The 15,839-nt window shown below is 64.0% G+C and carries 15 protein-coding genes and 1 tRNA gene; 6 read left to right on the top strand and 10 right to left on the bottom strand.

Annotated elements, in window-relative coordinates:
- Positions 1-185 precede the first annotated feature (185 nt).
- Positions 186-2,240 (top strand): M3 family metallopeptidase, encoded by a 2,055-nt coding sequence (locus EOA75_RS15220; protein ID WP_127324575.1) that lies wholly within the window; start codon positions 186-188, stop codon positions 2,238-2,240.
- Positions 2,241-2,349: 109 nt separating this feature from the next.
- On the opposite strand, the gene EOA75_RS15215 is transcribed toward EOA75_RS15220, so the two are convergent.
- The 4 genes from EOA75_RS15215 to EOA75_RS15200 form a co-directional block, all read right to left on the bottom strand.
- The gene (locus EOA75_RS15215; RefSeq protein WP_127324573.1) at positions 2,350-3,876 is read right to left on the bottom strand and encodes a M81 family metallopeptidase; all 1,527 of its coding nucleotides are present in this window, start codon (positions 3,874-3,876) and stop codon (positions 2,350-2,352) included.
- Between the two features lie 79 nt (positions 3,877-3,955).
- A complete protein-coding gene (locus EOA75_RS15210) occupies positions 3,956-4,783 on the bottom strand; it encodes a carbohydrate ABC transporter permease (protein ID WP_067001418.1) in 828 nt (275 codons plus the stop codon).
- Positions 4,780-5,649, bottom strand: a complete 870-nt coding sequence (locus EOA75_RS15205) for a sugar ABC transporter permease (protein WP_067002161.1) — start codon at positions 5,647-5,649, stop codon at positions 4,780-4,782. The genes EOA75_RS15210 and EOA75_RS15205 overlap by 4 nt, the downstream gene beginning before the upstream one ends.
- Before the next feature lie 304 nt (positions 5,650-5,953).
- Positions 5,954-7,183 carry a sugar ABC transporter substrate-binding protein gene (locus EOA75_RS15200; RefSeq protein ID WP_067002159.1) on the bottom strand — a complete coding sequence of 410 codons (1,230 nt, stop codon included), beginning with the start codon at positions 7,181-7,183 and terminating at the stop codon, positions 5,954-5,956.
- Between the two features lie 171 nt (positions 7,184-7,354).
- Between EOA75_RS15200 and EOA75_RS15195 the strand changes: the two genes are divergently transcribed.
- The 3 genes from EOA75_RS15195 to EOA75_RS15185 are packed head-to-tail and all read left to right on the top strand — an operon-like array spanning position 7,355 to position 10,086.
- On the top strand, positions 7,355-8,125 hold the full coding sequence (locus tag EOA75_RS15195; protein ID WP_127324572.1) for an SDR family oxidoreductase: 771 nt from the start codon (positions 7,355-7,357) through the stop codon (positions 8,123-8,125).
- Between the two features lie 2 nt (positions 8,126-8,127).
- Positions 8,128-9,195, top strand: coding sequence for a sn-glycerol-3-phosphate ABC transporter ATP-binding protein UgpC (gene ugpC / locus EOA75_RS15190; RefSeq protein ID WP_127324571.1), 1,068 nt, complete (start codon positions 8,128-8,130; stop codon positions 9,193-9,195).
- Positions 9,196-9,204: 9 nt separating this feature from the next.
- The gene (locus EOA75_RS15185) at positions 9,205-10,086 is read left to right on the top strand and encodes a MurR/RpiR family transcriptional regulator (protein ID WP_067001412.1); all 882 of its coding nucleotides are present in this window, start codon (positions 9,205-9,207) and stop codon (positions 10,084-10,086) included.
- Positions 10,087-10,179: 93 nt separating this feature from the next.
- Here EOA75_RS15185 and EOA75_RS15180 read toward each other — a convergent pair whose 3' ends face one another.
- Positions 10,180-10,491 carry a DUF167 family protein gene (locus tag EOA75_RS15180; RefSeq protein ID WP_127324570.1) on the bottom strand — a complete coding sequence of 104 codons (312 nt, stop codon included), beginning with the start codon at positions 10,489-10,491 and terminating at the stop codon, positions 10,180-10,182.
- A 9-nt stretch (positions 10,492-10,500) separates the two neighbouring features.
- Positions 10,501-10,791, bottom strand: coding sequence for a YggT family protein (locus EOA75_RS15175; RefSeq protein WP_067002157.1), 291 nt, complete (start codon positions 10,789-10,791; stop codon positions 10,501-10,503).
- Positions 10,792-10,931: 140 nt separating this feature from the next.
- Between EOA75_RS15175 and EOA75_RS15170 the strand changes: the two genes are divergently transcribed.
- Positions 10,932-11,007, top strand: a tRNA-Ala gene (locus EOA75_RS15170).
- Positions 11,008-11,044: 37 nt separating this feature from the next.
- Here EOA75_RS15170 and EOA75_RS15165 read toward each other — a convergent pair.
- Positions 11,045-11,380, bottom strand: a complete 336-nt coding sequence (locus tag EOA75_RS15165) for a hypothetical protein (RefSeq protein WP_127247301.1) — start codon at positions 11,378-11,380, stop codon at positions 11,045-11,047.
- A 276-nt stretch (positions 11,381-11,656) separates the two neighbouring features.
- On the opposite strand from EOA75_RS15165, the gene EOA75_RS15160 reads away from it, so the two are divergent.
- Positions 11,657-11,836 (top strand): hypothetical protein, encoded by a 180-nt coding sequence (locus tag EOA75_RS15160; RefSeq protein WP_067323098.1) that lies wholly within the window; start codon positions 11,657-11,659, stop codon positions 11,834-11,836.
- A gap of 54 nt (positions 11,837-11,890) precedes the next feature.
- On the opposite strand, the gene EOA75_RS15155 is transcribed toward EOA75_RS15160, so the two are convergent.
- From EOA75_RS15155 to EOA75_RS15145, 3 genes are all read right to left on the bottom strand, one after another.
- Positions 11,891-12,223, bottom strand: a complete 333-nt coding sequence (locus tag EOA75_RS15155) for a hypothetical protein (protein WP_245466642.1) — start codon at positions 12,221-12,223, stop codon at positions 11,891-11,893.
- Positions 12,224-12,509: 286 nt separating this feature from the next.
- A complete protein-coding gene (locus EOA75_RS15150; RefSeq protein ID WP_127324568.1) occupies positions 12,510-13,904 on the bottom strand; it encodes a multicopper oxidase family protein in 1,395 nt (464 codons plus the stop codon).
- A 129-nt stretch (positions 13,905-14,033) separates the two neighbouring features.
- A complete protein-coding gene (locus EOA75_RS15145; protein WP_127324574.1) occupies positions 14,034-15,809 on the bottom strand; it encodes an ABC transporter ATP-binding protein in 1,776 nt (591 codons plus the stop codon).
- Positions 15,810-15,839: the final 30 nt, after the last annotated feature.

The raw sequence follows: 15,839 nt of genomic DNA, 5'->3' as shown, positions 1-15,839 counted from the left end.
CCCCGAGAACGACACGCTGATGCGCGAGACCTTCACCGTCGTCGGCGGCCGCATAACCGCCAGCACCCAGACGGCGGTCGCGCAGGACTGCAGCGCCTACTGATCCTGTTGTTGCGCGGTGCCGAGCACCGCCCTACATCGGGATAACCCGCCTGCATTCAGCCCCACCAAAAGCGCCTATGGATTTGCCCATGTCAAAGACCGTCGACCTCGCCGCCCATCCGCTGACGCTTTGGCAAGGCCCGCTCGGCCTGCCCGATTTCACCCGCATCGGCGACAATGATTTCGGGCCGGTATTCGACGCGGCGCTGGCAGCGCACAAGGCTGAGATCGACGCGATCGCCGGCAACAGCGAGGCGGCAACGATCGAAAACACGCTGGCTGCACTTGAGCTCGCCGGCGAGCCGCTCGACCATGTCTCGTCGATCTTCTGGTGTCGTGCCGGCGCCCACACCAACGACACCATCCAGCAGCTGGAGCGCGAGATTTCGCCCAAGATGTCGCGGCACTTCTCCGCGATCTCGATGAACGACAAGCTGTTTGCCCGCATCGACGACCTCTACCAGCGCCGCGGCAGGCTGAGCCTCGATGCCGAGACGTTGCGTGTGCTGGAAAAGACCTGGAAAGGCTTCGTCCGCTCCGGTGCGAAGCTCGATGCGGAAGGCAAGAAGCGGCTGGCGGCAATCAACGAGGAACTCTCCTCGCTCGGCACCAAATTCGGCCAGAATGTGCTGGCCGACGAACGCGACTGGGCGCTGTTCCTCGACGAGGCTGACCTCGTCGGCCTCCCGGATTTCTTGAAGAGCTCGATGGCCGAGGCGGCCGAGATGCGTGGCCAGAAGGGTCGCTATGCGGTGACGCTGTCGCGCTCGATCTACGAGCCGTTCTCGACCTTCTCGGAGCGCCGCGACCTGCGCGAGATCGCCTTCCGCGCCTTCATCATGCGCGGCCAGAATGGCGGCGCCAGCGACAATACCGATGTGGTGCGCGACATGCTGAAGCTGCGCGCCGAGAAGGCGAGGCTGCTCGGCTATGAGTCTTTCGCGGCGCTTAAGCTCGACGACACGATGGCGAAGACGCCGAAGGCGGTGCACAACCTGCTCGATCCGGTCTGGGAAAAGGCGCTGGAAAAGGCGGCCGCCGATCAGAAGCAGCTGGAGCGGCTGGCCACCGAAGCCGGCAGCAACGAAAAATTCGCGGCATGGGACTGGCGCTTCTACCAGGAGAAGCTGCGCGCCGAGAAATTCGCCTTCGACGAGGCCGAGCTGAAGCCCTACCTGCAGCTCGAGCGCGTCATCGACGCCTGCTTCGACGTCGCGACCAAGCTGTTCGGCATCAGCTTCGAAGAGAAGAAGGGCATTGCCGCCTGGCATCCCGACGCGCGCGTCTTCGTGGTCAAGAACGCGGACGGCAGCGAGCGCGGCCTGTTTCTGGCGGATTACTTCGCGCGGCCCTCGAAACGCTCCGGCGCCTGGATGAGCGCGCTGAAATCCGGCTACAAGCTTGGGGAAGGCGCGATGCCGGTCATCTACAACATCATGAACTTCGCCAAGCCGCCGGCCGGCGAGCAGGCCCTTCTCTCCGTCGACGAAGCAAAAACGCTGTTTCACGAATTCGGCCATGCGCTGCATGGTATGCTGACCGACGTCACCTGGCCGTCGGTGTCCGGCACCTCGGTCAGCCGCGACTTCGTCGAACTGCCCTCGCAGCTCTATGAGCATTGGCTGACGGTGCCGGCGGTGCTGGAAAAGCATGCGCTGCACGTCAAGACCGGCAAGCCGATGCCGAAGGACCTGCTCGACAAGATGCTCGCCGCCCGCACCTTCGGCGCCGGCTTCGCCACGGTCGAGTTCACCGCCTCGGCGCTGATCGACATGGCTTATCACGCAAGGCCGGACGCGCCGGCCGAGCCGCTTCCGTTCGAGGCCGAAACGCTGGAAAAGCTGCATATGCCCGACACCATCGCCATGCGTCATCGCACCCCGCATTTCGGTCATATCTTCGCCGGCGAGGGGTATTCAGCCGGCTACTATTCCTACATGTGGTCGGAGGTGCTGGACGCCGACGCCTTTTCCGCCTTCGAGGAAACAGGCGATCCTTTCAACCCGGAACTGGCCGAGCGGCTGAGGAAGAACATCTACGCCGCCGGCGGAGCGAAGGATCCGGAAGAGCTTTACACGGCCTTCCGTGGGAAAATGCCTTCGCCCGAGGCGATGATGGTGAAAAGAGGGTTGGTGTAGCGCGCCCCTCCCTTCTCCCCATGTGGGAGAAGGTGGATCGGCGCGGAGCGCCGAGACGGATGAGGGGTGTTCCAGCGGAGTGAGACGTCAGCATTCCTTGGAGCACCCCTCATCCGTCGCCTGCGGCGACACCTTCTCCCACAGGGGGAGAAGGAGGAGCCTCATCCTTCCACGGATCCTTCACCCTCGGCCATATCGGTCTCCTCAGCTTCCTGTAATCCGTCGCCGCCGGATTGCTGGGATAAGAACTCGGCGCCGCGACATAGATGACCTCGGCGGCAATCGGCGCGAAGCCGGCGTAGAAATGGTTGGTCGACTTGATCAGCAGGATGTCCTTCGACATCGGATCGACGCCGATATTGGAGAAGATGTCCGGCTCGAAGGTCTGGGTGCGGTTGGTGTTGAGGATGACGTCGACCTCGGTGCCCTCGATGCGAACCACCGCAGCCGGCCCGAGCGTCACCCGGCTCGGCCCGAAGCTTTGCCAGCCCTCGCTGACGGCCTTGAGCACCGTGACGCGCGCGTCGATCGGCTCGCCCGCCTGCGGCCCGGCCTTGCCGCCGAAGCGCAGGTCGATGACGGCGCCATCGCCGGCCGCCTGGCAGAAGGTCACCGCGATCGGATCCCAGATCGTGGCGACGCCGACCCTGTCGATCCCGCGCGCCAGCAATTCGGAGAGCACGATGGTGCCGTCGCCCGGCACGCCGCCGCCCGGATTGTCCCAGATATCGGCGATCACCACCGGCTTGTCCTTCTGTGCCGCACGCACGGCAAGCGCCCGCTCGATGCCGGCGGACGCGGAGAGCATCGTCATCGCCGTCTTTTCGCGCAGCGCATAGAGCTCGCGTCCCAGCGTCTCGGCGAGTTGGTCGCCTTTTTCTTTGTCGTTGTCGGTGATTACGAGGATGCGCGTGCCCATTTCCGGCACGTCGGCGGCCATGAAGCCGTGGATGACCGAGACCGACAGCACGCCGTCCTTGCCGTGCAGCGCTTTGATCTTGTCGACGAAGGAGCGCATCGGCTCGCGGCTGGTCGGCAGCACCTGGATCATGCGGCAGTCGAAGGTCGAGATCACCGGCTTGATTTCGCCCCGCGCCGCGGCAAGGCCGAGCTCGACCACATGCTCGCCGCGCTCGTAGAAATCGGTGTGCGGGAATTCGAGGAAATAGGCCATGATGTCGGAGGCCGCGACGCGCTTGGGCGTCAGATGGCTGTGCGGATCGAATTCCGAGGCGATCACCACCTTCGGCCCGACGATAGCGCGCACACGCTCCAGCAGGTCGCCCTCGCAGTCGTCATAACCCTGCGCCACCATCGCGCCGTGCAGGCCGAGGATCACCGCATCGACCGGCAGGGTGGCATTGAGCTGGTCGAGGATCTCGTCGCGCAGCGCCTCAAAAGCCTGCCGCTGCACCAGCCCGCCGGGCTCCGCCCAGGTGGCGGTGCCTTCGATGACGGTCAGGCCTTCGCTGGCCGCACGCCGGCGCAGCGCCACGATCGGCGAGGAGCACAGCGTCGGCGTCTCCGGATGTTTTCCCGGGCCGGCATAGAAGGCCATCTCGAACGAGGCCCGGTCGGTCGGCACCGGCGAGAAGGTGTTGGTTTCCGTCGCCAGGGAGGCGGTGAAGATGCGCATCAAAACTCCGTGGACTATTTGTTTTTGGCAATTCCGGACGGAAAACCGCTGCACAGTTTTCCTGGAATTGCCGGGATTGCTATTTCACCGCTCCTAATGCCAGCCCGCGGACCAGGTAGCGCTGGAGCCAGATGAAGAGGATCGCCACCGGCAGCGTCGCCAGCAGCGTTGCCGCCATGACATGGTGCCATTCGATCGTGTAGCGCCCGGCGACCAGCGAGAAAACCTGGATCGGCAGCGTGTAGCTTTCCTGGCTGCGCAACATGGTGAGCGCCACGACGAACTCGTTCCAGGCGTTGATGAAGGTGAAGATCGCCGTCACAGCGATTGCCGGCAGGCAAAGCGGCAGGAACACTTTTCGCAGCGTCAGCCAGCGGCCGGCCCCTTCCATCCAGGCGGCCTCCTCGAGGTCGCGCGGAATGGTGTCGAAATAACTCTGCAGCATCCAGACGGTGAAGGCGACGTTGAAGGCCATGTAGATGAAGCCGAGTGCCGTCGTGCTCTCGACCAGCCCCCAGGCGGCCATCAGCCTGAACAGGCCAAGCACCAGCACGATCGGCGAGATCATCTGCGAGATCAGAAGGAACTGGCGGAACGCGCCATAACCGGCAAAGCGGAAGCGCGACATGGCATAGGCCGCCGGCACCGAGATCAGGATGGCGCCGATCGTGGCGAGCGCCGAGACATAGAGCGAATTGAGAAGCGCCTGGCCGAAACCGGTCGCCACCCACATATCGGCAAAATTCGACCAGCGGAATTCGCTCGGCCACCATGTTGGCGTCAGCACTTCGGTCCGCGGCTTGACCGCAGTGAGGAACATCACCGCGAAGGGGAAGATCGTCACCACGATCAATGGCGCAAGCAGCAGCCAGGCGATGATCGAGCGTTTCAGCTTGCCGTTTCTCATGCGCGTTGCTCCCGCATGGCGAGCCGCACATAGATCATGGTGAAGATGAGCAGGATGACGAACATCACCAGCGACACCGCCGAAGCCTCGCCCAGCTTGCCGATGCGGAAGGCGAGCTTGTAGAGATGGGTGACCAATATGTCGGTGGAGTTCGCCGGTCCCCCTTGAGTCATCACCCAGATGATCGGGAAGGAGTTGAAGACGTAGATCGTGTTGAGCACGATCGCGATGTTGATGAACGGTTTTAGGAGCGGAAAGGTGATCTCGCGGAACTGCTGTAAGGGGGTCGCGCCCTCCAGCGCCGCGGCTTCGTAGAGATCGTCGGGGATCGACGACAGGCCGCCGAGGAAGATCGTGGTGGTGAACGGCACCGTCACCAGTATGCCGATCAGCACCTGCATCGGGAAGGCGGTCTCGGCGCTCGCCAGCCACTGGATGTTCTGGCTGATCAGGCCGAGCTTCATCAGCCCCGAGTTCAGCATGCCGCTTTCGCCGTTGAGCGCCCAGCGCCATACCACCGCCGTCATGGTGAGCGACACCGCCCAGGGCAGCATGATGATGACGCGGGCCAGCCCACGGCCGTAGAAGTCGGTATTGAGTATGATCGCCACCGGGATCGACAAGAGCAGCGCCCCGCCGACCACCAGCACGGTCCATAGGCCGGTGCGCCACAGGGCGGCGACAAAATCGGGATCGGCAGCAAGCGCCCGGAAATTGGCCAGGCCGCTGAAGTCGCGCAGCTGGCCAAAGCGATTCACGTCATGCGTCGAGATCTGCACGAGATCCCAGACGGGCCAGAAGATCACCACCGCCGCCAGCAAAAGGCTGGGAAGCGTCAGCAGATAGGGCACGATACGGCTTTGCATCGGCTGGCTTGCACCGCGTTGCGGGTAGATGGCAGTGGCATTGGTGCTCAAGGCACGTCCCCGCATTGGAATTTCGCTGGCCTGCCGGCTTGGCTGTCGTTCTTCCTGGGCAATTGCTTCAGGATTTGCATTCCTCGCCGGCGTTTGAGCCGACATCGATGATTGTCCTTGTCTGAACCGATTGCCCGGTCGTTTTTCCGCAATCCGACAGAAAACCGCGCCCGTTTTCCTGCGATTGCCAAGCCGGAGAGATGTGGCGCGCCCCGACGGGGTGGGGCGCGCCACGGGCGCAGGGAGATACGCCCTATTTCTTCAGTACGCCGTTGGCCTTGTCTGCCGCCTCCTTCAAAGCGGCCTCCGGCTCGGCGCTGCCGAGATAGATCTTCTGCATGGCGTCGGAAGTGATCTGGGCGATTTCTTCCCAGCCCGGGATGACCGGCGCGAAGCGAGCGTCGGGCAACAGCGCGGTGAAGGCGGCGAGGTCGGCGTTGTTGACGTAATAGTCCATCTTCGCCTCTTCCTTGTTCACGGGCAGGAAGCCTTCGCCTTGCGTGAACTTGGCGCGCTGCTCCTTGGTGAACAGGAAGTCGAGCAGCTTCCAGGCCTCGTCCTTGTTCTTGGAGTTCTTGAACATGATTATGGAATCGGTGACGCCATAGGTGCCGCGCGCGCCGGTCGGCCCGGCCGGAATGGCGGCGACGCCGTATTTCAGGCTCGGCGCCTCTTCCTTGATCTGGTTGGAGAGGAATGGCGCGGTGATCATCATGCCGACCTTGCCCTGCTTGAACAGGTTCTGCACGTCCTCGCGGTTGTTGGAGGTCACGCCAGGCTCGGTCAGGCCCTCGTCGATCATCGACTTGTAAAGCTTGGCCGCTTCAAGCGCGCCCGGCGTGCTCAGGCCCGACGTGCCGTCCTTGTTGAGGATCTCGGTGCCGAATGACCACATCGCGTAGTAGTAATAGACGTCCGTCTCGATCTCCTTGCCTTGCAGGCCGTAGCCGAAGGCGCCGACCGCCTTGATCTTGCGCGCGTCCTCCTGCAACTCGGTCCAGGTTGCCGGCGGCTTGGCTATGCCGGCCTTCTCGAACAGCTCCTTGTTGTAATACATGGCACGCGCCGAGGCGGCGATCGGCAGGCCATAGGTATGGCCGTTCATGATCGAGGGCTGCAGGAAGGTATCTATGAAGCGGTCCTTGAACTCGGGCTTGATGTAGCTGTCGAGCGGCTCGGCGACGTCTTGCTGCACGAAGTCGATCAGCCAGCGCGTGCCGATGATCGACAGATCGGCATTGGTGCCGGCAGTGATGTCGGTGGTCAGCTTCTGCAGGAGCACGTCCCACGGCACCACTTCATATTTGATGGTAATGCCGGGATTGGCCGCCTCGAACTCCTTCTTCACCTCTTCGAAATAGGGGCCGGTCTTGGCGCTGTATTCGGCGACGGTGACGCGCACCTCGCCCGCATCGGCGGGCGCGGCAAGCGCCAGCATGCTCATTCCGGCCAACAGGCCGACAGTCCATTTCGCAAGGCTCATCTGATCTCCTCCCGTGATGCGCATTCGCGCCTGGCCCGGCGGGCACAGGATTTATGTTACTTTCCTACATTATCGATGGTTTTCGGGGAAGCAAGCAGTTTATCATGTTGCTTAATTACATTTCGTTGAGTAGCGTTCTCTCCCTGTCGGAAGTGGCGAGGAGCACTGATCGTGGCGTCGCAGGGCGATTTCGAGGGCAAGACAATTGTCGTCACCGGCGCCGGCGGCGGTCTTGGCTCGGCGATCGTGGCGCTGATGGCCGAGCGCGGCGGCCGCATCGTCGGCTGCGACCAGTCGGCCGAGGCGCTGACCAGCCCGTACATCGCCTCGTGCCACGTTTTCAACCTGCTCGACCGCACCTCGATCGAAGCGGCGATCTCAAGCCTGCTCGACAAGGACGGCGTGCCGGATATCCTTGTCAACAATGCCGGCTGGACGCGCGCCGAGACGCTGAAAGCGTTGACGCCGGACAGAATAGAACAGGAGCTCGACCTCAACCTCGCCGGCGTGATGAGTTTCGCCGATCCGCTGGTCAAGGCGATGGCCGCGCGCGGCTCGGGCAGCGTCGTCTTCATCTCCTCGGTCAACGCCATCGCGCATTTCGGCAATCCGGCCTATGCCGCCGCCAAGGCCGGCATCAACGCTTACGCCAAGTCGATCGCCGTCGAACTTGGCCGCAGCGGCGTGCGCGCCAACGTCGTCTGCCCTGGCTCGATCCGCACCGCCGCCTGGGATCATCGCCTGGCTAAGGATCCCGAGATCCTCGGCCGGCTGAAGCGGCTCTATCCGCTCGGCCGCATCGTGAATGCGTCGGAAGTGGCCGAGGCCGTGGCTTTCCTTGCTTCCGACCGCGCATCCGGCATAACGGGCGCCGTGGTGCCGGTGGACGCCGGACTGACAGCCGGCTACCTGCCTTTCATCGACGACATTTTGGGAGCGTGACCATGACCGATGTCCAGTTTCGCAACCTATCGAAATCCTTCGGCCAGCATAAAATCCTCGAGGACATCAACCTCGAGATCAAAAGCGGCGAGTTCGTCGTGCTGGTTGGTCCGTCCGGCTGCGGTAAGTCCACGCTCCTGCGCATGCTGGCCGGGCTGGAGACGATCTCCTCCGGTGATCTCGTGATCGGCGGCACCCGTGCCAACGACCTGCCGCCGCAGAAGCGCAACATCGCCATGGTCTTCCAGTCCTATGCCCTGTTCCCGCATCTGAGGGCCGCCGACAATATCGGCTTCGGCCCGAAGATCCGCGGCGAGACGCGTGCCGCGATCGACGACAAGGTGAAGAAAGCGTCCGGCGTGCTCAACCTCTTCTCCTATCTCGACCGCTATCCCAGGCAGTTGTCCGGCGGCCAGCGTCAGCGCGTCGCCATGGGCCGCGCCATCGTGCGTGAGCCCTCCGTCTTTCTGTTCGATGAGCCGCTCTCCAATCTCGACGCGCAGTTGCGCGTGCAGATGCGCACCGAGATCAAGGCGCTGCACCAGCGGCTGAAATCGACCATCGTCTACGTCACCCACGACCAGATCGAGGCCATGACCATGGCCGACCGCATCGTCGTGATGGATCGTGGTCGCATCCAACAGGTCGGACAGCCGCTCGAACTCTACGACCGGCCGGCCAACAAGTTCGTCGCCGGCTTCATCGGCTCGCCGTCGATGAGTTTTGTTTCCGGCGCGCTGAAGACCGCCGACGCCAAGTCCTGGTTAGAGACCAAAGGCGGCGGCCGGCTGGCGCTTGCCGGCAAGACAGCGTCCGGCGGCGACACGGTCGAGGCGGGCATCCGCCCCGAGCATTTCATCATCGGCGCGCGTGACGATGCCATCGCCATCGACGTCGACGTGGTCGAGCCGACCGGCTCAGAGACCCATGTCTATGGCTCGATCGGCGACGACACGGTACGCGCCGTGTTCCGCGACCGGCTGCAGGTGAAGCCGGGTGACCGGCTGCCAGTGAGCGTCGACCCGCGCAACATCCATCTCTTCGACAAGGCGACGGGCCTGCCGCTGTGAGATGAAAGGATGAAGACCCCGGCCGACATCATCACCCGCCTGCAACTGATGTCGCAGGACGGCACCAAATCGGACCGCCGGCTGGCCGGCTTGGTGCTTTCCGATCTCGATTTCGCCTCCAAGGCAGCGATTTCGGAGATTGCCGCGCGTGTCGGCGTCAGCGAGCCGACCGTCACCCGCTTCTGCCGCAATCTCGGCTGCGAGGGCCTGCGCGATTTCAAATTCTATTTGGCGCAGGCGATCGCCATCGGCGGTCAGTACCTGTCGCCGGAACCGCTCAGCCGCGACGCGCGCGAGCAGCGCATCGCTTCCGCCATTACCGAGGCAGCGGTCGCCGCCATCCAGCGCGCCAGCGAAAATCTCGACATGACCACGCTGATGGCTGTCGGCGCCCGCATCGCCGGTTCCGGCAATGTGCTGTGCATCGGCTCCGGCGGCATCTCCTCGATGATGGCGACGGAGATGCAAAATCGGCTGTTCCGGCTGGGCCTCTCGGCGCTCGCCCAGGTCGACGGCCAGTTACAGCGCATGTATGCGGCGGTCGCGACACCGGAGACGACGCTGGTCGCCTTCTCGGTCTCGGGCTATGCCCGCTCGGTCATCGAGGCGGTCGAGGTCGCGCAGCAATATGGGGCAGCCACCGTCGCCATCACCGCGCCCGATTCGGCTTTGGCCAAGGTCGCCGACACGGTCATCCAGCTGCAGTCTTTCGAGGACGGCAATATCTACAAGCCGACCTCGTCGCGCTACGCACTGCTTGCCATTCTCGACATGATCGCCACCACGGTGGCGGAATCGCGCGGGCCGAAGGTGCTGGAGAACCTGCGCCGCATCAAGCAGAGCGTGAACACGCTGAAGGTCGACGATCCGAAGCTGCCGCTGGGAGATTGAAGCGCCGGCGCTGAACTGCCGATCTCCCCGAGTGGAGGAAATGTCCGGCAGGACAGAGGCGGGCGCCGGCCCGCCCTGCCTCTCAAGTTTGGATTACCCGGAAAGCGCCTCGACGCTCTTCGCCAGTTCGGCCGCATCACCCCAGATCCGCAGCGTCTTAAGCCGGGACGTGCCTCCGGCCACCACCGAAACCGCCGATCCCGGCACGCCAAGCGCCTTCGCCACCATCCGCTCCAGCGCCCTATTGGCGGCGCCGTTCTCCGGCACCGCGCGCATACGCGCCTTGAGATGGCTGCGCCCGTCGGCGGCCGTCTCAATGCCTTCGATCCGATCCACTGCCGCCTTCGGAGTCAGCCGCACGAAAAGGTCGATGCAGTCGTCGCGCGGACGGAACGGCGAGGCCATGGATCGGCCTTAAGCGACCCAGGAGAAGACGGTGGTGATCAAAAACTGGCGGATGAAGAAGATGATCAAAAGAAGAATGATCGGCGAGATGTCGATGCCGCCAAGATCGGGCATGTAGCGACGGATCGGCCGCAGCGCCGGCTCGGTCAGACGGTAAAGCATATTGCCGACGGTGCCGACAAACTGGTTGCGCGAGTTGACGACGTTGAAGGCATAGAGCCAGGAAAAGATCGCCGAGGCGATGATGATCCACCAGTAGATATCAAGCGCCATGACGATGGTTTGAATAAGGGCGATCATGCCGGTCTCCAAATTGTCGCCGACATGTAGCCATTGCGCGCGGAACCGGCAAGGCCCGGCCGTTTCGGCGCTCGATGCCGGGCAGCCGTTTCGCCTTGACATCAAACCGCCGCGACCGATACAAGCCGATCCGCTGGAACGGGGCTGTAGCTCAGCTGGGAGAGCGCATCGTTCGCAATGATGAGGTCAGGGGTTCGATCCCCCTCAGCTCCACCAGCCGAAAGCAGGGGCGGGCTCTGGGCCCGCCAGTCGCTCAGTCATCCCAATCGTCCCAATTATCTTCATCCTGCCGCGGATAGCCGGGGATGACGCGGACAATCGGCCGCTGGCGCTCGTAGCGCCAGTAATACTCGTCCGACGGCTGCGGCTCGTAGGTGCGATAGACCGGCCGGTAGTGCCGCTCGCGCTTCCAATGCTTGTGCTTCTTGTGCGGGCGCACGCAATAGCCGTCTTCCGTCAGGTACGCGCATGTCACATGCGCCTGCTGCACGAGGCCGTCTCCAGCCGGGATACCGATCATCGGCGCCGCCTGAACCGCGGGCGCCAGCGCCAGCATGGTGCCGGCAAGGGTAAGGACGGACAATTTCATCGACCTCTCCATCGTCTCGAATTGGGCGGCCGAAAGACCTTCGGATTCGGGACGATTTGCGGCGACCAGGATCACTTTTCTTTCCCGCCGCACATATGGGCGTCAGATCATGTTTCCACTCGCATCCTGCGTCCTGCGCGCCGGCCTGCTCTGTTTCCAGGTCACGAATTGGCAACGAGAAGCCATCTTCCGCGTCATTGACACGAAACAGACGGGGCGCATTGGGTTGGGCGTCCCGCCGCCGACGTATCCGCCATCCCAACGGAGGAAGTATCAATGTCAGCGGTGGGAATCCTGCTCCATCTCGGCCGTGCCATCATCCATGCGCACAACAACGCCAAGGTCAGGAACCTGATGGACGCCTCGCCGCCCGAAACCCGCACAAACATGGGCCGGCAAGTTTCACCCGGCGCCTCCGAAAAAGAGCCCGGCGCCATTCATCCCGGCGGACGCTAAGGTAGCTCCAGGATAAGTGCCAACTGGAGGCTCCGCGTAGCCGGTATTGCCCGATCACCTGGAGACCGCCGTCGCTTTGCGATTGCGCTGTCGCGCATAGGCCACGCAGGCGTCCACCGTGCTGACGCAGAGCGCATCGATGCTGTTGGGCAAATTGTTGTCGCCGGCATAGGTCACTTCCGCGACACGGCCGCCGAGCATGCGGATCTGCGTGTTGCAATAGCCGCCGGGCGCGACGTTGACGGACCCTCCAACCGCGGGGATAGCGCCCAGGGCCATAGTCGGCACCGCGATGTTGAGATTGCCGCGCTGCACGCTGCGCTGATAGGTCCAGATCTGGCCGGAAGGTCCCACATCGGCGGTCGCGGTCGGAAAGCCGGCGCACATGCGAACATCGGCCTCGCTGAGGCCAACCATTTCCCGGCGGGCGGCCGCCGTGGTGGCATCCTCTTTCGCGACCCGCGACGTATCGTCGGGGATGACGCAGGACGACAGGATGGAGATGCCTGCCGCAACAAGGCAAGTTTTCGAATGCGCAAAGATGTCATGCCGTCGGTCGGAGTTGCGTGCCGCCCCAGCGCCTCTTGGCTACCTAGGCAAGTGGGCAAGGGCGTCAACCCGTCGAGGTCCGCGAATTCCCGTCAAAGGCGAGGGCGCCTACCGCTCCATGCGCTCACGCTACGCGCAAATAGCTCGTCATGCCCGTCTTCTGGTGCTCGATGATGTGGCAGTGGAGCAGCCAGTCGCCGGGGTTGTCAGCGACAAAGCCCAGCTGCACCTTCTCGTCGGGCTGGATCAGATAGGTGTCGGAGATAAGCGGCTGGACCGCGCGCGTCGAGGACGACAGCACCTTGAAGCTCATGCCGTGCAGGTGGATCGGGTGCGCGTGCGGCGTCAGGTTTTCCATGTCGATGATGTAGCTTTGGCCGAGTTTCAGCTCGGCCAGCGGCGCGGTCGGGTCCGGCGTGTCGCCCGGCCACGGCACCTTGTTGATCGCCCAGAAACTATAGCCGAGCGACCCACAGATGCTGTCGGCCGCGACATTTTCGGCCGTGGCGCTCAGCGCCAGCGGAATGCGCCTCGCGGCGGCGACGTCCACCTCCGCCACCGGATTGGGCTCGAGCGGGCCGAGATCGCGAAGATCGCGCTTGAGCGATTCGCCGACCGCACGCAGTGTCGCCAGAACCTTTGGCTTCGTGCCCCTGACATCCCGCAGGCTGACGATCGCGCCTTCGTCGTCGGGCATGCGGATGGCAAGCTCCAGCCGTTGTCCGGGCCCGAGCTGCAGGGCGTCGGGCGCAAAGCGCTGCGGCACCGGATTGCCGTCGAGCGCGATGACGGCGGCCTCGGCGCCGTCGACGCGGAAGCCATAGATGCGCGTGACGTCGGTGATGGCGGCCCGCAGCCGCACCAGCCCGCCGGCCGGCGCGTCATATTGCGGCTGGTCGAGCCAGTTGGCCGTGCGCACCGTGCCATAGGTGCCGCTGCGCGCCGCATCGCGCGGCCGGAACTGCGCGATGACCTGGCCGTCATCGCCGAGGCGCCAGTCGCGCAGATTGAGCGCCACTTCGGCATCGAAGGCAGGATCGTTCGGGTTTTCCACCACGATGACGCCGGTCAGCCCATGGCCCATCTGTTCCAGCGTATTGCAATGCGGGTGATACCAGAAAGTGCCGGCGTCTGGCGGCGCGAAGGCGTAGTCGAAATGATCGCCCTGATACACATAGGGCTGGATCATGAACGGCACGCCGTCCATCTTGTTGGGAACGCGGATGCCATGCCAATGGATGGTCGTCGGGTCGTCGATGCCGTTGACGAGCCGCGCAGCGAATGGCTTGCCTTTCTTCATCCTGATGACCGGCGGCGGGCCGGCCTCGCCATAGGTCAGGACATTCTTCGTTGGCGCGCCGGCCATCAACTGCGCTGCAATGCCTGCCGTCTTCAAGATCAGCGGTTCGGGTTTCGCCGCCGCCCAACCGGCAAACTTGCCGGCGGTCGAGAGGCCGATGCCGGCCGCGCCGGCCGCCGCGGCGCCCTGCAGGAGTCTGCGGCGTGTGAAGACCGACATTGAGAATCCGGAATGGGTGAGTGGCGGCTTCAGGCTCTACCATCATTCGCGTACATCCCGAAACGGACAGATCGCCGCTCCCGAAAGCCAATCGAATGCCAGGCTGAATGCGGCAGGCCGTGATCCTGATCAATCTCCGACGGCGGCGAAATGTCCGCCGCCGAAATCCTTGAGCACCAGTTTCGGCACGCTCTCGCCGATCCGCCGCGTCGCGCTTGGAATTTCGCGGTCGAGACGGGCAAAGCGTGTCCGGCGCAATGACGGATCGGGAACAGGCACGGCCTCGATCAGCCGCCGCGTATAGGGATGGCGCGGATTGGAGAACACCTGGTCGCGACTGCCGATCTCGACGATCTGGCCGAGATACATGACGGCGACACGATCCGAGACGTTTTCGACCACCGCCATGTCGTGCGAGATGAACAGATAGGCGACGCCGAATTCGCGCTGCAGCTCCTTCAAGAGATCGAGCACGCGCGCTTGCACCGAAACGTCGAGCGCCGAAACGCTCTCGTCGGCGATGATCAGCTTCGGCCTCAGCGCCAGCGCCCGCGCGATGCAGATGCGTTGGCGTTGGCCGCCCGAGAATTCATGCGGATAAAGCTCTATCTGCTCAGACGAGAGACCGACCCGCTCGAACAGCGCTGCCACGCGCTCCCGCCGTTCTTCCTTCGAGCCGATGCCGTGGATCAGCAGCGGCTCCGCCACCAGCTCGCCGACGCGCATGCGCGGGTCGAGCGAGGCATAAGGGTCCTGGAAGACCATCTGCACGTCTCGTCGCACCGCCTTGCGCTCGTCGCGCCCGAGGCGGGACAATTCGCGTCCGCCGATCGTCACGCCGCCGCTATAAGGAACGAGGCCGGCCAGCGCCTTGGCGGTGGTCGACTTGCCGCAGCCGGATTCGCCGACCAGCGCCAGCGTCTCGTTCGGCGCGATCGAGAAGCTAATGCCTTCGACGGCATGCACCCTTCGGTTGACGCGGCCGAAGAAGCCACCGCGCAGGTCGAAGCGGACATGCAGGTCTTTCACGACCGCCACCTTGTCTTGCATTGCCGCCACGTCGGACTCGCCGGAAGCCCGGCGGCGCGCGCCGGAGCCGATGCGCGGAACGGCGGCAAGGAGCTCGCGCGTATACGCGGCTTGCGGCCTGGCAAAAATAGCCGATGTCGTCCCCTCTTCGACCATGCGGCCGTTGCGCATGACGATCACCCGATCGGCCATTTCGGCGACGACGCCCATGTCGTGGGTGATCAGGATCACGCTGGTGCCGTGCTGGCGCTGCAGGTCGCGCAGCAGTTCCAGCACCTCGCCCTGCACGGTCACGTCGAGCGCCGTCGTCGGCTCGTCGGCGATCAGCACGGCGGGTTCGAGCGCCAGCGCCATCGCGATCATCACCCGCTGGCGCATGCCGCCAGACAGCTCGTGCGGAAATTGTTTCAGCCGGCTTTCGGCCTCGGAGATGCGCACCGCCTTTAGCGCCGCGACCGCGCGCAGCTTGGCCTCCGTGTGGGATACACCGGTATGCGCCTCGATCGACTCGGTGAGCTGCCGGCCGATCGACAGCACCGGATTGAGCGAGGTCATCGGCTCCTGGAAGATCATGGCGATGCGGTCGCCACGAATGTCGCGCATGCGCCGTTCGTCGAGCACCGTCAGCTCGACGGCACTGCCATTCTTATCGCGAAGCCGGATCGTGCCGGCGGCGATGCGGCCGGCCGGCTGCGGCAGCAATTGCATGATTGCCAGCGCGGTCATCGACTTGCCGGAGCCGGACTCGCCGGCGATGCACAGCGTCTCGCCGCGTTTGAGAAACAGCGACAGGCCGGATACCACCTCGCGCTCGCCATCCTCGCCGCGCACGCTGACGCTGAGGCCGGCGATTTCCAGCACCGCCTCGCCGGCCAGCGCTGATGGAACTTCGCGAACGCTTTGCGT

It is taken from the genome of Mesorhizobium sp. M1A.F.Ca.IN.022.07.1.1, from assembly GCF_003997575.1.
Lineage (GTDB): Bacteria > Pseudomonadota > Alphaproteobacteria > Rhizobiales > Rhizobiaceae > Mesorhizobium.
The sequence above is the reverse complement of the archived record's forward strand: the minus strand, read 5'-3'. Positions and strand labels throughout refer to the sequence as shown.

What these genes read in the sequence shown, in the direction of transcription:
- EOA75_RS15215 (WP_127324573.1), bottom strand. Translation starts at nt 3,876, where the DNA reads ATGCGCATCTTCACCGCCTCCCTGGCGACGGAAACCAACACCTTCTCG.
- EOA75_RS15210 (WP_067001418.1), bottom strand. Translation starts at nt 4,783, where the DNA reads ATGAGAAACGGCAAGCTGAAACGCTCGATCATCGCCTGGCTGCTGCTT.
- EOA75_RS15205 (WP_067002161.1), bottom strand. Translation starts at nt 5,649, where the DNA reads ATGCAAAGCCGTATCGTGCCCTATCTGCTGACGCTTCCCAGCCTTTTG.
- EOA75_RS15200 (WP_067002159.1), bottom strand. Translation starts at nt 7,183, where the DNA reads ATGAGCCTTGCGAAATGGACTGTCGGCCTGTTGGCCGGAATGAGCATG.
- ugpC (WP_127324571.1), top strand. Translation starts at nt 8,128, where the DNA reads ATGACCGATGTCCAGTTTCGCAACCTATCGAAATCCTTCGGCCAGCAT.
- EOA75_RS15185 (WP_067001412.1), top strand. Translation starts at nt 9,205, where the DNA reads ATGAAGACCCCGGCCGACATCATCACCCGCCTGCAACTGATGTCGCAG.
- EOA75_RS15180 (WP_127324570.1), bottom strand. Translation starts at nt 10,491, where the DNA reads ATGGCCTCGCCGTTCCGTCCGCGCGACGACTGCATCGACCTTTTCGTG.
- EOA75_RS15175 (WP_067002157.1), bottom strand. Translation starts at nt 10,791, where the DNA reads ATGATCGCCCTTATTCAAACCATCGTCATGGCGCTTGATATCTACTGG.
- EOA75_RS15165 (WP_127247301.1), bottom strand. Translation starts at nt 11,380, where the DNA reads ATGAAATTGTCCGTCCTTACCCTTGCCGGCACCATGCTGGCGCTGGCG.
- EOA75_RS15160 (WP_067323098.1), top strand. Translation starts at nt 11,657, where the DNA reads ATGTCAGCGGTGGGAATCCTGCTCCATCTCGGCCGTGCCATCATCCAT.
- EOA75_RS15155 (WP_245466642.1), bottom strand. Translation starts at nt 12,223, where the DNA reads ATGTGCGCCGGCTTTCCGACCGCGACCGCCGATGTGGGACCTTCCGGC.
- EOA75_RS15150 (WP_127324568.1), bottom strand. Translation starts at nt 13,904, where the DNA reads ATGTCGGTCTTCACACGCCGCAGACTCCTGCAGGGCGCCGCGGCGGCC.